Raw genomic sequence first — 14,015 nt, 5'->3', positions numbered from 1 at the left:
GCTGTAGACGCATGTCCGTACTGAACACGCCCCTGCACGAGCTCGACCCGGACATCGCCGCCGCGGTCGACGCCGAGCTGCACCGTCAGCAGTCCACTCTCGAGATGATCGCCTCGGAGAACTTCGCCCCGGCCGCCGTCATGGAGGCGCAGGGCTCGGTGCTGACCAACAAGTACGCCGAGGGCTACCCGGGCCGGCGCTACTACGGCGGCTGCGAGCACGTCGACGTCGCCGAGCAGATCGCCATCGACCGGCTCAAGGAGCTGTTCGGCGCCGAGTACGCCAACGTGCAGCCGCACTCGGGTGCCTCCGCCAACCAGGCCGCGCTGTTCGCGCTGGCCCAGCCCGGCGACACCATCCTGGGCCTGGACCTGGCGCACGGCGGCCATCTCACCCACGGGATGCGGCTGAACTTCTCCGGCAAGCAGTTCAATGTGGTCGCCTACCACGTGGACGACTCCGGCCTGGTCGACATGGCCGAGCTGGAGCAGCTGGCCAAGGAGCACCGCCCCAAGGTGATCATCGCGGGCTGGTCGGCCTACCCCCGCCATCTCGACTTCGCCGCCTTCCGGCGGATCGCGGACGAGGTCGGCGCCTACCTGTGGGTCGACATGGCGCACTTCGCCGGGCTGGTCGCCGCCGGGCTGCACCCCAACCCGGTCGAGCACGCGGACGTGGTCACCTCCACCACCCACAAGACGCTCGGCGGTCCGCGCGGCGGCATCATCCTCGCCCGCAGCAAGGAGTTCGCCAAGAAGCTCAACTCCTCGGTCTTCCCCGGCTTCCAGGGCGGTCCGCTGGAGCATGTGATCGCGGCGAAGGCGGTCTCCTTCAAGGTCGCCGCCTCCGAGGAGTTCAAGGAGCGCCAGCGGCGTACGGTTCAGGGTGCGCGCATCCTCGCCGAGCGGCTGACCGCGGCCGACGCCCGCGAGGCCGGGGTGAACGTCCTGTCCGGCGGCACCGACGTGCACCTGATCCTGGTCGACCTGCGCCACTCCGAACTGGACGGGCAGCAGGCCGAGGACCGTCTCCACGAGGTCGGCATCACGGTCAACCGCAACGCCGTCCCCAACGACCCGCGTCCGCCCATGGTGACGTCGGGTCTGCGGATCGGCACCCCGGCCCTGGCCACCCGCGGCTTCACCGCCGAGGACTTCGCCGAGGTCGCGGACGTCATCGCCGAAGCACTCAAGCCGTCCTACGAGGCCGAGGCGCTGAAGACCCGGGTCAGGGCGCTTGCCGACAAGCACCCGCTGTACCCCGGTCTGAACAAGTAGTTCCCCGGTGGGGGCACCCGACGACGTGTGCCCCCACCCTTTTCGGAGGAGTTCCCGTGGCCATCTCGGTCTTCGACCTGTTCTCGATAGGCATAGGCCCGTCGAGCTCCCACACGGTGGGACCGATGCGTGCGGCCCGCATGTTCGCCCGCCGCCTGCGCAACGAGGAGCTGCTGGGCTCCGTCGCGTCCGTCCGCGCCGAGCTGTACGGCTCCCTCGGGGCGACCGGCCACGGCCACGGCACCCCCAAGGCGGTGCTGCTCGGCCTGGAGGGCGCCTCGCCGCGGACGGTGGACGTGGAGGGGGCGGACGAGCGGGTGGAGGCGATCAAGTCGTCCGGCCGGATCCGGCTCCTCGGCGAGCACGAGATCCCGTTCTCCTTCGACGAGGACCTGAAACTGCACCGCCGCAAGGCCCTCCCGTACCACGCGAACGGCATGACCCTCTGGGCGTTCGACGCCTCGGGTACGGAGCTGCTGTCGAAGACGTACTACTCGGTGGGCGGCGGCTTCGTCGTCGACGAGGACGCAGTCGGCCAGGACCGCATCAAGCTGGACGACACCGTGCTGAAGTACCCCTTCCGCACGGGCGACGAGCTGCTGCGCCTGACGAACGAGACGGGCCTGTCCATCTCCGCCCTGATGCTGGAGAACGAGCGGGCCTGGCGCACCGAGGACGAGATCCGCTCGGGGCTTCTCGACATCTGGCGGGTCATGCAGGCGTGTGTGTCGCGCGGCATGTCCCGCGAGGGCATCCTGCCCGGCGGGCTGAAGGTGCGGCGCCGGGCGGCGGTCTCCGCCCGTCAACTGCGCGCCGAGGGCGACCCGTTGGCGTACGCCATGGAGTGGATCACGCTCTACGCGATGGCGGTGAACGAGGAGAACGCGGCGGGCGGCCGGGTCGTCACCGCCCCCACGAACGGCGCGGCGGGCATCATCCCGGCCGTTCTGCACTACTACATCAACTTCGTGCCGGGCGCCGACGAGGACGGAGTCGTCCGCTTCCTGCTGGCCGCGGGCGCCATCGGCATGCTCTTCAAGGAGAACGCGTCCATCTCGGGTGCCGAGGTCGGCTGCCAGGGCGAGGTCGGTTCGGCCTGCTCGATGGCGGCGGGCGCCCTGGCCGAGGTGCTCGGCGGCTCTCCCGAACAGGTGGAGAACGCCGCGGAGATCGGCATGGAGCACAACCTCGGCCTCACCTGCGACCCCGTGGGCGGCCTGGTCCAGATCCCCTGCATCGAGCGCAACGGTATGGCCGCGGTGAAGGCGGTCACGGCCGCCCGGATGGCGATGCGCGGCGACGGGTCGCACAAGGTGTCCCTGGACAAGGTCATCAAGACCATGAAGGACACGGGCGCGGACATGAGCGTGAAGTACAAGGAGACGGCGCGGGGCGGGCTCGCGGTGAACATCATCGAGTGCTGACAAGTAGGCTCTGACCGGCGCGTTCTGATCCTTCAGCGCCGTCGTGGCCTTCCCTCGTTGCTCGGGGGGGAAATCCCCGGAAGTTCCTGGGACAGGCTTGGAAGTCCCCGAACGGGCAGGCTCTCACGGGAGGAGGGCAGGGCCAGACGTGCCTGCACCGTCGTGAACGTGGGCGATCTCCTACCCGCCGACCGTAGTGGCGCAGCACGCCCCGACGGCCTTCGCTCTCGGCGTCGAACGATTCGAAGCAGCCCCAGGAGAGACCGTCCCCGTGTACAACGCCGCCCGCTGCGTCGTCAACGCGATGCGCCCACCGCAGCCGCATCGGCGAGACCCTCGCCCTGTCCGACTCGGCCGCCACCTGCGCCGAGAAGGACGCAGAGGGGTGAGCGAATTCCAGCGCATCGCGCGTGAGTTGGGCGCACTCTCCGTCATCCGTCCCGCCGTAGAGGCGGTGCTCGCCCGATGGCCAACTGCACACGCGACACCACCGCCGGCCGCGTCTGCAACCGCTGCACAACCTGGCCCGCCGCAACGGCCGATCCACGGACGAGGTCATGGTCGAGTACGTCCCCGAGCGGTTCCTCCACCGCTTGGCCGCATCACCCCTTGGCCGGGAACACTTCGTCCTCAAGGGCGGCCTGCTGCTCGCCCAGTGAGTCCACGTAGAGATCGGCCAGTTCCTCTCCCCGGTCCGGCGCCAGCCAACGGTTCACCCGACGCAACCGCACCGCGACCATGGTGGACGACTCGCCGCCCTGGAGCTCGGCGCTCATCCGCCGGCTGCCCGGACCGGGCGGGGATCACCCACCGGCATGTGACGCGTCGGAGTCGGAATCCGCGTGGGTCGGCCAGTTGTCCCGCCGTTCCCGCGCCACTGCCGTGCGACTGCCGATCCGTTCTCCGTAGGAGCCGACCCGTTCTCCGCTCAGAGGGAAGGCGGGCGCAGTCGGTTGGACAGAGGTGACCAGTTCGGGGAGTTCATGGGTTTCCGGGCGCTCCGGACGCTCAGGGAGCGCGGGGCGCGGGATGCTCCGGTGGATGGATTCGCCGTCGGTCTCCCGGCTCTGGTGCTCGAAGAAGCGGAGCATCTCCACCGGGAACGGCATGACCAGGGTGCTGTTCTTCTCCGCCGAGACGTCCACCACGGTCTGCAGGAGGCGCAGTTGGAGCGCGCCCGGAGTGTCGGCCATGGTCGCCGCGGCGTCACTCAGCCGCTGCGACGCCTGGAACTCACCGTCGGCGGCGATGACCCGGGCACGGCGTTCACGCTCGGCCTCGGCCTGCTTGGACATGGAGCGCATCATCGACTGCGGAAGGGCGATGTCCTTGATCTCCACCCGCTCGATGCGCAGTCCCCAGGGTTCCTCGGTGGGGGCGTCCATCACCTTCTTGAGCTCCGCGTTGATGTGGTCGCGGTCGGAGAGGAGCGTGTCCAGATCCGCCCTGCCGATGACCGCGCGCAGCGAGGTCTGGGCGATCTGGGAGACGGCGCTGGGGTAATTGCGGACGTTGACCAGGGCCTTGACCGGGTCGATGACCCGGAAGTAGACGACCGCGTCGACGGTGAGCGTCACGTTGTCGGCGGTGATGGACCCCTGCGGCGGGATGCCCAGCACCTCGGTCTGGACGGACACCTTCCGCATCCGGTCCCCGATCGGCCGGATGACACGCAGGCCGGGCCCGCGGATGTCCGGCAGCAGCCGCCCGAAGCGGAACACCACGCCCTTCTCGTACTGCTGGACGTTGCGCAGGCTCAGGCCGAGCAGGACCAGCCCGGCCACGGCGAACACCACCAGCACAATGATCAGAACACCCATGGGTCTCACATTCCTTACGTCGATGTCGTCACCGGACCCGAGCGGTCCGGGAAGCACCCGGCACGGGAGGACCCCGGCCTGTGCCCGTGGGTGCGGCCGGGGTCCCGGGCTGCTGTTGAGGCTCTGCTACGTCGGCCCGGCTCGGCCGGGAGAACTCTGCGGTACGTCGCTCCGGCCGACTCCGGTGATTCCGGTGGCGGCCAGAATCCGCTCGGCAGAAACGTCGTTGCCGTCCTGTACGGCCAAGACCATCGCGTCGTGCGCGGAGCCGATACCGGCCCCCGGCGGGATCACCAGGAACAGGAAGTGGTCCTGGTCGCCACGGGTGACGATCAAGGTGTGGTCGCCCACGGCGGACCAGTCGATACGGACCATGTGCCCGTCGACGAACAGATGGCCCGGGGCCCCGTCCCAGTCGCTCGCGTCGAGGCCCACGCGGGCGATGGGGCCCAGGCGTGCCGTCAGCGCGGTGAGGAGAGCCGACAGTTGGCTCTTGAGGTCGCGTGTCCGCGGCCACCAGGCGCCGTCGAACGTCCCCGTGCGCCTGGCTGTGGTCTCCATCCGCAGGACCGCGGTGCCGGGAAGCACCGGCTCACCGCTGGTGTCTGCCAGAAGCTTCACGGAATGCATGGCGACGAGCATGGCGACTCACTTCCCCGCCGTCCGGGTCCGGCGCCGTGGCCGGAGCCGTCCGCGTCCCCCGTCGCGGTGGTCGCGGCGATCGCCGGGGCCATTCGTTCCGGCACGACCGCGAAGCTTCTGCGGGGCCGATGGTGCCGACCCCCGGACAGCGGACCGGGAGCGGCCGTAGTGGAAATCGGCGATGCGCTCGTCGTGCTGGTTGTTGAGCAGGTGGATCAGGAGCACGCCCACAGCGACCATCGCCAGGAGCGCCATCACGGCCACGAAGGTCTCCATGACCCTCACATGCCCTTCGCCGGATGCGGTGTCGGCAGGGCGGCTGCCGGAATGGTGAGTACCGGAGCAGTGACTGCCGGGATCCGTGGACGTGAGGCCGGACCGGGGGCCTCACGGCCTCCTTCGGCATCCCAGACGACCTCCACGGCCCGTTCGGCCGCCGTCACGGTGCGCAGACGCGCCGCCTCCTCCATCAGCGGTCCCGCGGTCGACGTGCGCAGCGGGTCGCTCACGGCGGCCATCAGCCACGAGGCCGAGACGCGAGTCGTCTGCGGGTCGAGCAGGGCTGTCGCCCGGGGAAGTTCCGCCCCCGGATAACAGGAGTGGTACCACCAGGCGCCCTCCTGCAGAGCCGGAACCGAACCGGTGAGAGCCGACGGCATGCGGAGAGACGGAGAAGAGGGCAGATGGTCGATTGCCGGCGTGTACGAAACGGTCGCTGTCATGATGCGAACCCTGCTCCGGGCCGGTCGGACCGGCCCGGTGAAATCAATCGCCGAAAACGACACAAGCATGGAGGCCGGTGCGCGAAATACCCTCGGTAACATCAGCTTACTCCTCCGGCGCGCCGTTCCACGGACGCGATCCGTACAAGTGTGGGAAGTGGACGGACCGACGCCGACCATGCGGGTACCGACGGCTGCCGAGGTCGGCCGTCTGCGGCAGTGAGGAGCGCGCCATGGGCGCGAACACGGCCGAGACCGCGTTACCCGACACACTTCAGAAGCTGACAAACCATCTGGCGGCCTCCTACGCCGACCTGCTCGTCCGACCGACCCGATCCCACAGCTCCCTCTCGGGAGGAGACCGGCGGGATACGAGGCCACTCGGTCACCGCGGCTCTGCGAAGGCTTCGCATCGCCCTGACCCGCTCGGCACCGGCACCTCGCCCGTGATCAGCACGACAACGGTGGTCGGGGCAACGCCGACCGCTTCCCCGGCGGGGGCAGCCGCTGAAGCAGCTCCCACAGCGGACGTGAACCTCCCGCCCGCTTCCCCAGCGTTCCGAAGTCGGCCGAGAAGCGCGCGTGACCGTGCATTCCGGCCGGGGTGGTCGCCGCCGCCTCGGCCCCACCATGTCCCAGCGGTGACGTGCGTGATCCGCTGCCACTCGTCGCCGTCAGCGGAGAGGAGGTCGCCGGGCGCGCCGGGACAGCCGCACGGCGGCCACGGTCACATCGGCCACGAGAACCACGATGCCGACGATCAGCAGATAGCCCAGACCTTCGGCCGTCACGCCGATGATCCCCAGGACGACGGCAACAAGGAGGAACAGGAGAAAGTACGCCACGGCTTGGACACCTCCCTTGGACCGTGCCGTCGCTCAGCGGCGTGCGAGCTTTCGTTCGCCGTTCGCGCCCGGCTGGTACGTCATCCCGTAGTGCCGGAAGATCGCTTCCTCCTGCTCGGCGGGCAGGACGTCGTCCGTGCCGATCGAAGGAGCCTTCCTGACCAGGCTCCTGGTGTGGGCGATCTTCACGTAGCCCGGCCCCAGGAGTGCGTCGTCAACGGGCACGAAGACCAGGCGCCGGCGAGTCGGCAGCCCGGTCCGTACGGTGGCCACGGCCGGTTCGTCGGTGGTGGTGTCCACGTAGACCGCTTCGAGCACGCCGATCCTGTGCCCCTTCGGGTCGACGACGTCATGGGTGCGCCACTCGCGGATGTCGACTGCCTGGATCATGCGCTGTCCCTCCTGAGCGGGACACCGGTCGAGGCGGGCCGCCTCCCCTGGAAGATCGCGGCCTGGCCGGAACCGGAAGAGCGGCTGTGACAACGACTCCGGCGCAACCACGCCGGAGTCGCCCTTCCGGGCGGCTGCACGTGAGAGTGAGCCAACCCACAATCCATGTTACTGCGGCCGCCGCGGCTCGCACTCTTGATGGATACAGCGGTGCGGTGGATCCATGACCCGCTCACACGCGCAGCAGCCGTTGCGTGATCTCCCGTCCCGGCTCCTGCCGGGCCTCGTGGCGGGCGGGGTGCGCAGCATCCCGCCCGCCAGGGTGATGCCACCGCCCGCCGTCACCATCGGCATCCGCGGCGGCAGGTCCTCTCCTGACGGACTACCGGCGCCTGCCACCGCCGCGCCCGCACATCGCGGAGCCGACGGATCCAGGCGACCAGCAGGACGGCGGCGACCCACGACAGAACCTGCAGGGCGGCGACGGCAGATGTGGCTTCGCCGGGATGCCATGGCGACGGCGACTGCGGGAGCGGCCTCGCTCGTGACGCGGCAGGTTCCCGCGCCGATGCGCGAGGTGCGTCCGCGGAGCGAAGAGGGTGATCGACGCGACCGGGGGCTCGGGCCGTACCGCACACGCCGGCTCTCGCCGCGCTCCCCTGAACAGCCGGCAAGGGACCATCAGCTCCGGGTGCGAGACCGTTACACGGGGCGTCACCAGCTGCCTCCGGGCAGGGCTACGCTGTTCGAACAGGCCCCGGCCCCCGGCAGTGAAGCTCCGCTCCGGAGAGGCCCGCCGTGTTCGCCCTGCTCCTCATCCTCGTCGTGGTTCTGTCCGGCTTCGGCTTCCTCAGCCCCGTCTGGTGGGTGGCCGCGGCCTCAGTCGTGCTGGTTTTCGGCGCCATCCAATACGGGCGCCGTGGTGAAGGCGGGGGCTGGGACCGCGGCGGCAGTTCCGATCTCCGGGAGCACCAGCACCACCGGAAGCGCCGGTACCGCCCTCGGCGTCGGGCGCGCTGGAGGCGCGAGGCCCGTCGGGACCCGGAGCACCGCGGGTGACCGACACCACGCCCCGTGAAGAGCAGCCGCTGCCGACGGCTCGGGATGCGGCAATGCTGGCCGAGGTCGGCGAACTGCGCGCCGCCAACGAGCAGTTGGAGCGGGCGCCGGCGAGCCGTGCGGTGATCGACCAGGCACGCGGCATGGTGATGGCCCTGGCGCCCTGCACCAGTGAGAGGGCCTGGGACCTGCTGGTGGACGTGTCGCAGCGCTGCAACATCAAGCTCCGGGACGTGGCCGCGGCCCTGGTCGCCACGACGAAGGACGAGGCGCTCCCGGCACCGGTGCGACAGGTGCTGCGCCGGGGCGGAGTGTCCAGGATGTCGTAACGACACACCGCGGCGATCCGCCGCGCCTCCTGCTCCGCAGACAGCTCAACCTGCTCCTCCGTGGCTTCTCGACGCCTCCACGTCTTCGCATGTCCGCGTCGCACGTCTACGGCATCGCACGCGTCGCGCCCGGCCGGCGCAGGCGGCTATCCGGGCCGTTGGGTCCGGTCGTTGTGCTCGAGGCCGTCCGGATGTTGCGTCGTTCGCTCTCCGAGGAACAGGAGCAGTACGCACAGGACGGTCCGGGCACGGTGGACCTGGCCCACCTCCTGCCAGCCCCACACCTCCAAGGCAGCACGGGCCGGGCGGTCGGACTGGTCCAGCAAGGTGACGCCGAGCGAAGCCTGGTGGTCGGCGAGCAGGCGCTCCTGGAGCCGGCGGGCGAGCCCGCGGGCGTACTGGTGCGGATGGACGACGGTTTCGAGAATCGCGAAGACGTGTCCGGACGCGGTCAGTTGCTCCAGGTTCTGGGGCAGCGGCCCGTCGAACCCCTGCCACCAGGAGCCGTCACGTGGCACGGGGATTCCGAAGACACAGCCGGTCAGGGACCGGGCCTCGGCGACCAGCATGTCGAATCCCGGCAGTTTCACGCCGTCCGCCAGACGGCGCAGGAACTCCTGCCGGCCGCGGAACTCCTCGCCCGGCGGGGTGGTGGTGGACTCCACGTACAGATCCGCCAGGTCCTCACGCAGGCCCTCGGCCTGCCAGCGGTTCAGTCGGCGCAGCCGCACCGTGTCCATGGCGGACAGCTCCGGGCCTTCGGGTTCGTGGGGTTGCCGCGGAGTGCGCATGGGGCGCCTCGGTTCAGGAGACCGGCGGATGGGCGGGAGTGCCATCGTGGCCGATGTGCGGCGCCGGGGTCCGGGACGTCCGTTCAACAGCATAGCCCCGGATCAGTGTCGCGCCGGGGCCAGTTGAGGGCGCGGGGCCACTGAGGTCCGGGCGGCGGGTCGGCCGATCGCCAGGTCGTTCAGGTCATGGGGCGATCCCTTCGGCCAGACGTGCGGCGGGTGCCGACCATCGGCTTCGGCTGTACGGGCTTGTGCCGAAGTGTTCCCGCAGCCACGGCCAAGGAACCGGGTCTCCCGCAGTGGCTGCCGCTCGCCTGTGGCGACTGGCATCGGCCCGGTCCTCGACGCGACACCGTGCACGACCGGCGTTGACACGAGACGAGCGCACTTACGTCAGGCCCTGTTCCGCTGCTCCTGAATCTGCTCTAGGCTGCGCGCAGGGAAGACCGGACTGCGGCCGTGTCAGGTAGCAGCAGGTCTCCTCGTTCAGGCTCCCAGCCCCCGAGTCGGAAAACAGGCCCGGCTGGAGCCACATCGCCGGACAGCGCGGCTCCAGCCCAAGTCCTCTCGGCAATTTCCAGACGGGGTGTTCCCATCAGTCCCGCCGCCGCAGAGGACAACGCGCGAGGACACGGCGGAGGGGGGCCTCCCGTTCCTCGCGCTCCGGACGGCCGCCGCCGTCGTGCGGCGGCGGCCGTCCGGCCCACGGTGCCCGGCGCAGGAACGGCGTGCCGATGCGCGTCGGTTGGGGCGCGGAGTGGATCAGGACCCCAGCCCGGCAAGGGGTTCCGAGCCGTCGATGAAGGCGCGGGCCACGTCGGACAGGCGGCGGTTGTGGGCGCGGGCGTAGCGGCGCAGCGCACTGAACGCCTGCTCCATGTCGACGCCCTGGCGTTCGGCGAGCTTCCCCTTGGCCTGTTCGATCAGTACCCGGCTGTTCAGCGCCGTCTGCAACTGTTCGTTCAGCACGGTGCTGCGCTGCGCGGTGCGTTGTTGCAGCAGGCTGATGGTGGCGACGTCGGCCAGCGCCTGGGCCACGAGGGTGGCGGCCGGGTCGAAGGGGCCGGGCGCGGCTCGGAAGAGGTTCAGGGCGCCCACGGTCTCCTCCCGAAGGCGCATGGGGAGGGCCTGGACGGCCCCGAATCCGCTGCGGTGGGCCGCCGTGACGAAGCGCGGCCAGCGCTCGACCTCCCGGGTCAGGTCGGGGATGATCACCGGCGCGCCGGTGCGGAAACACGTGAGGCAGGGGCCTTGGTCGTTCTGAAGCTGGAAGAGCTCCAGCACACGCACCTGTTCGTCGGAGGCGGCCATGACGCGGAGTTTGCCGTCCCGGTCGGCGAGCAGTACCCCGGCGGCGCTCGCGTCGAGCATTCCGACGCAGCGGTCGGTCAGCAGGCGCAGGAAGTCGATGAGGTCGAAGTCGGCGACCAGGTTGTCGGCCAGCTCGACGAAGGTCTTGGCCAGGAGCTGTTGATCCATCGTGGACACCTTCGATTGAGACCAGTCCCGCCGGGAAGGGGCGGGAAATACGGCACGTTCCTCGGCCGGCATCAATGCGTCAGTTGTCCTCCCCGGCCTGGTCCGGCTCCGCGTCCGGTGGGAAACGAAGCCGACGGGCCACCACGTCCGCGGCCACGTCGGCGAGCCGGCGTCCCTGCGCATAGGCGTAGGCGCGGAGCCGGACGAAGGCTTCCTCGATGCCGACGCCGAGCTGGACCGTGAGCATCCCGCTGGCCTGGTCGATCTCCGCCCGGTAGGCGCCCAGGTCCTCGACAGGGCCATCACGCGGCCCGCCCGTCTCGTCGATGCGCGCGTCGAGCAGCACCAGAGTCGCGAGATCGGCGAACGCCAGCGCGTCCGCCAGTTCCTCCGCGTCCAACCGGACCGGAACGTGGGCGTACAGGTCCAGAACTCCCGGGCTGATCGCGCCCATCTGCAGAGGAAGCGCGAAGACCGCGCGGGCCCCGGCTTCCAGGGCCGCATCGGCGAACACCATCCAGCGATCCTGCAGGCCACGGGTGAGCAGATCGGGCGTCAGGACGGCCGAACCATGCAGGAAGGCGTCCACACAGGGCCCCTCGCCCAGCGTGAGCTGGAGCTCTTCCAGTTGCTCGCTGACGGAGTCGGTGCTGCACAGCGGATGGCTCGGCGCGGCCCTGGACATCGCCGACAGCCCGGCCCCGCCGACCGGCAGCGCGGCCACAGCCGCGGTGCACACGTCCACCACACCGACCCGGGCACCGCGCCGGGCCGCCTGCTCGGCCACCAGTAGCTGGATGCGGGCCGACCTGCTCTCAGCGCCCACCCGGGCCACCGCCTCCCGGCATCGCGACAAGGCCCACCGGCGTCACCGTGGCGCGTTCCGCCAGGGGAAACACCAGCGCGCGGAACGTGGTGACGCCCAGTGGCCTGCGAAGCTCTCCGACATCCAGCCATCCCCAGGAGCGGAGCGCGGAGAGAGTCGGGTGATCGGCCCCGTCCACCAAGGTGGCGCCGAGCGACGCCTGGTGGTCGGTCAGCAGCCGCTCCTGCACACGACGGGCGAGTTCCCGGTCCTGCGGGTGCGGGCGGATCAGGATGTCACCGAACGCGAAGGCCCTGCCGGACACCGTGAGCTGCCCGACGCCGCGCGGCAGGACTCCGTCGAAGCCGAGCCACCACGAGCCGTCGCCGCGCACCGGGAATCCGAAGGCGCATCCCATCAGGCCGTCCGATTCGGCAATCACCATGGCGAATCCCGGCCGGCCCATGTCCGCGGTGAGACGGTTCAGGAAGTCCTGGCGGCCGGGACGGCGGTACGCGTCCCCCGGCGCCGGCACGCGGGAGTCCACATACAACCCCGCCAGATCCTCGCGCAGGTCCTCCACCAGCCGACGGTTCAGCCGGCGCAGTCGCACCGGAGCCACGGCGGATGCCTCGCCGTCCCCCGGCTTCCGCGACTGTCCCCACCCGGGTCCGGCCGTCATCGCACATCGCCCGGGAGAACAGGCGCAGGCGGGACAGACCCGTGGGGCAGGGCTGGAGCCGGCACAGCCACGGCGTCGCCGGAAGGAGGTGGCGGGTCGTAGGGAGGACCGAGGAGCAGGAACCCGCAACCGGTGAGGCCGACCACAAGGACGAGCATCGGCGGTGGGTGGTGCAGTCGCAGGGTCCCGCCCGCCACGGTGGTCTGCTGCGCAGCATGCAGGAAGGCGTTGAGTCCGCTGCAGTCACAGAAACTGACAGGGGTGAGGTCGACGTCGATGGCGCGGATGCCGTCCCGCAAGCACTGTTCCACGGATGCGCGCACCAACGGCGCGGATTCGAAGTCGATCTCACCGGCCAGGGTGATTAGCGCCCGTTTCCTCCGGTCACGGCGATACACGGTGAGCTGTGGAAGGGGCATGACGCCTCGGTTCGGAAGACCATCCGGCAGCGGGCCCGGCCGTGCCGGATATCCGGCACCACCTGACGCCCTCCCGGTGGGGGCGTATGTTCGGCGGAGTCGGAGCGAAGGCAGGTCCGACCGCCTGTGCGACAGGAAAGAGGCCCACCCGTTCCCTCCTGGGATGCGCCGGGTGACGGACCGAGAGTCCGCTCCCCGCGCACTATGTGTCGAGCAACGACAAGCCGCCGGGGTCTGGGACGTCCGTACAGCAGCATAGTCCCCGGCGCGGTCCGGTGGGGTCCGCTGACCTGCCTGGTCCCAGCACCTGGACCGTGGCCGCGATGTGACGCCGTACGCAGGCATGTCCGACGCGTAGCGCGGTACTGGTCAAGCGGCGCGAAACGCGGTGGCCGACGGCCGCCGGGCACGTCAGTCAGTGCACCACCCGAGGAGGTGGCTTCGCATGACGGAACCGAACGGTTCGACCCTGCCCGAACCCGGCCCGGGGGAGCCCCGCACCGACCTGGGCACGGCACTGCAATCCGCACGCCCGCGGCTCCGGGAACAGCCGGGGACCCGCGGCCGGACGACCATCGCCGACGGGGTGGTGGAGAAGATCGCCGGCATCGCCGCCCGCGAGGTGCCGGGAATCCACGCGCTGGGCGGCGGATTCACCCGCACCATGGGCGCGATGCGCGACCGGGTCCCGGGCGGACATCCGAGCGCGGGGCGCGGCGTCAAGGTCGAGGTCGGTGAGAAGCAGACCGCCATCGATCTCCAGGTCGTCGTCGCATACGGGGTGAGCATCACCGACCTCGCCGCAGAGGTCCGTGAGAACGTGATCGCGGCGGTGGAACGGATGACGGGCCTGGAGGTCGTCGAGGTGAACATCGCGGTCAACGACGTGCACCTGCCGGACGAGGACACGCAGGAGACCCCCGAGGACCGGGTGCATTGAGGCCTTGCCCGGGCAGACGCGGGCGCGGCTGCCCGGGGCAGTCTCCGGATGCTGTCGGACGGTCGGTTCCCGGCGACCCGAGTCGTCGGACCCGGGACACGTCGAACGGACGCGGTCGGCTCAGCACGACGGGGCTGGGGGCCGTGGGTGGCGGTTCAGCACCGTCCGCATGTCACGGACAGCCAACGCCGCGCACAGGTTCCGGTACGTGGGCATCGAAGGGGCGGACCAAGGGCGGCCCGTCCCGCACCGATGCCCTGCGCGGTTGCGCGTCGCCGGAAGGGGGCCGGCGCCGGGGTGTCTGCGGGAAACAGCGGAGCGTCGCGACCACGCCTCTGGCCCCGTCCGGGTCGAAACGGACGGCAGCCATCGAAGATGCCGGGCCCGGCGA

Annotated in this window: 16 protein-coding genes; 4 read left to right on the top strand and 12 right to left on the bottom strand. The window is 70.4% G+C overall.

Going from position 1 to position 14,015, the window contains the following annotated elements:
- The first annotated feature begins 11 nt into the window (after window positions 1-11).
- Window positions 12-1,277 carry a serine hydroxymethyltransferase gene (gene glyA, locus EDD92_RS32525; protein WP_123967616.1) on the top strand — a complete coding sequence of 422 codons (1,266 nt, stop codon included), beginning with the start codon at window positions 12-14 and terminating at the stop codon, window positions 1,275-1,277.
- Window positions 1,278-1,333: 56 nt separating this feature from the next.
- On the top strand, window positions 1,334-2,701 hold the full coding sequence (locus tag EDD92_RS32520) for an L-serine ammonia-lyase (protein ID WP_123967615.1): 1,368 nt from the start codon (window positions 1,334-1,336) through the stop codon (window positions 2,699-2,701).
- Window positions 2,702-3,303: 602 nt separating this feature from the next.
- On the opposite strand, the gene EDD92_RS50060 is transcribed toward EDD92_RS32520, so the two are convergent.
- From EDD92_RS50060 to EDD92_RS32485, 7 genes are all read right to left on the bottom strand, one after another.
- Window positions 3,304-3,477, bottom strand: coding sequence for a hypothetical protein (locus EDD92_RS50060; protein WP_185124198.1), 174 nt, complete (start codon window positions 3,475-3,477; stop codon window positions 3,304-3,306).
- A gap of 27 nt (window positions 3,478-3,504) precedes the next feature.
- Window positions 3,505-4,521 (bottom strand): slipin family protein, encoded by a 1,017-nt coding sequence (locus EDD92_RS32505; protein ID WP_221268152.1) that lies wholly within the window; start codon window positions 4,519-4,521, stop codon window positions 3,505-3,507.
- A gap of 126 nt (window positions 4,522-4,647) precedes the next feature.
- The gene (locus EDD92_RS32500; RefSeq protein WP_123967614.1) at window positions 4,648-5,151 is read right to left on the bottom strand and encodes a DUF5994 family protein; all 504 of its coding nucleotides are present in this window, start codon (window positions 5,149-5,151) and stop codon (window positions 4,648-4,650) included.
- Window positions 5,152-5,169: 18 nt separating this feature from the next.
- Complete coding sequence (locus EDD92_RS32495; protein WP_123967613.1) at window positions 5,170-5,439, bottom strand: hypothetical protein; 270 nt, start codon at window positions 5,437-5,439, stop codon at window positions 5,170-5,172.
- 5 nt (window positions 5,440-5,444) lie between these two features.
- Window positions 5,445-5,885, bottom strand: a complete 441-nt coding sequence (locus EDD92_RS32490; RefSeq protein WP_123967612.1) for a hypothetical protein — start codon at window positions 5,883-5,885, stop codon at window positions 5,445-5,447.
- Window positions 5,886-6,559: 674 nt separating this feature from the next.
- Window positions 6,560-6,730: a hypothetical protein gene (locus EDD92_RS50055; RefSeq protein WP_185124197.1), complete on the bottom strand. Its 171-nt coding sequence runs from the start codon at window positions 6,728-6,730 to the stop codon at window positions 6,560-6,562.
- Window positions 6,731-6,763: 33 nt separating this feature from the next.
- Window positions 6,764-7,120, bottom strand: coding sequence for a PRC-barrel domain-containing protein (locus EDD92_RS32485; RefSeq protein ID WP_123967611.1), 357 nt, complete (start codon window positions 7,118-7,120; stop codon window positions 6,764-6,766).
- A gap of 1,055 nt (window positions 7,121-8,175) precedes the next feature.
- Here EDD92_RS32485 and EDD92_RS32475 point away from each other — a divergent pair.
- Window positions 8,176-8,508, top strand: a complete 333-nt coding sequence (locus EDD92_RS32475; RefSeq protein WP_260326888.1) for an ANTAR domain-containing protein — start codon at window positions 8,176-8,178, stop codon at window positions 8,506-8,508.
- Window positions 8,509-8,654: 146 nt separating this feature from the next.
- On the opposite strand, the gene EDD92_RS32470 is transcribed toward EDD92_RS32475, so the two are convergent.
- From EDD92_RS32470 to EDD92_RS32450, 5 genes are all read right to left on the bottom strand, one after another.
- A complete protein-coding gene (locus EDD92_RS32470; protein WP_260326887.1) occupies window positions 8,655-9,299 on the bottom strand; it encodes a hypothetical protein in 645 nt (214 codons plus the stop codon).
- Between the two features lie 762 nt (window positions 9,300-10,061).
- Window positions 10,062-10,778, bottom strand: coding sequence for a GAF and ANTAR domain-containing protein (locus EDD92_RS32465; RefSeq protein ID WP_123967609.1), 717 nt, complete (start codon window positions 10,776-10,778; stop codon window positions 10,062-10,064).
- A 79-nt stretch (window positions 10,779-10,857) separates the two neighbouring features.
- On the bottom strand, window positions 10,858-11,604 hold the full coding sequence (locus EDD92_RS32460) for an ANTAR domain-containing protein (protein ID WP_123967608.1): 747 nt from the start codon (window positions 11,602-11,604) through the stop codon (window positions 10,858-10,860).
- Entirely contained in the window at window positions 11,594-12,205 is a 612-nt protein-coding gene (locus tag EDD92_RS32455; protein WP_123967607.1) for a hypothetical protein, read from the bottom strand. The genes EDD92_RS32460 and EDD92_RS32455 overlap by 11 nt, the downstream gene beginning before the upstream one ends.
- A gap of 56 nt (window positions 12,206-12,261) precedes the next feature.
- On the bottom strand, window positions 12,262-12,684 hold the full coding sequence (locus EDD92_RS32450) for an STAS domain-containing protein (protein WP_123967606.1): 423 nt from the start codon (window positions 12,682-12,684) through the stop codon (window positions 12,262-12,264).
- Window positions 12,685-13,129: 445 nt separating this feature from the next.
- On the opposite strand from EDD92_RS32450, the gene EDD92_RS32445 reads away from it, so the two are divergent.
- Window positions 13,130-13,624, top strand: coding sequence for an Asp23/Gls24 family envelope stress response protein (locus tag EDD92_RS32445; RefSeq protein ID WP_123967605.1), 495 nt, complete (start codon window positions 13,130-13,132; stop codon window positions 13,622-13,624).
- The last annotated feature ends 391 nt before the right edge of the window (window positions 13,625-14,015 follow it).

The sequence above is a fragment of the Streptomyces sp. TLI_185 genome (genome assembly GCF_003814765.1).
In the GTDB taxonomy this organism is placed as follows: domain Bacteria; phylum Actinomycetota; class Actinomycetes; order Streptomycetales; family Streptomycetaceae; genus Streptomyces.
Note: the sequence above shows the minus strand (reverse complement) of the source record. Positions and strands in the feature narration are given on the sequence as shown.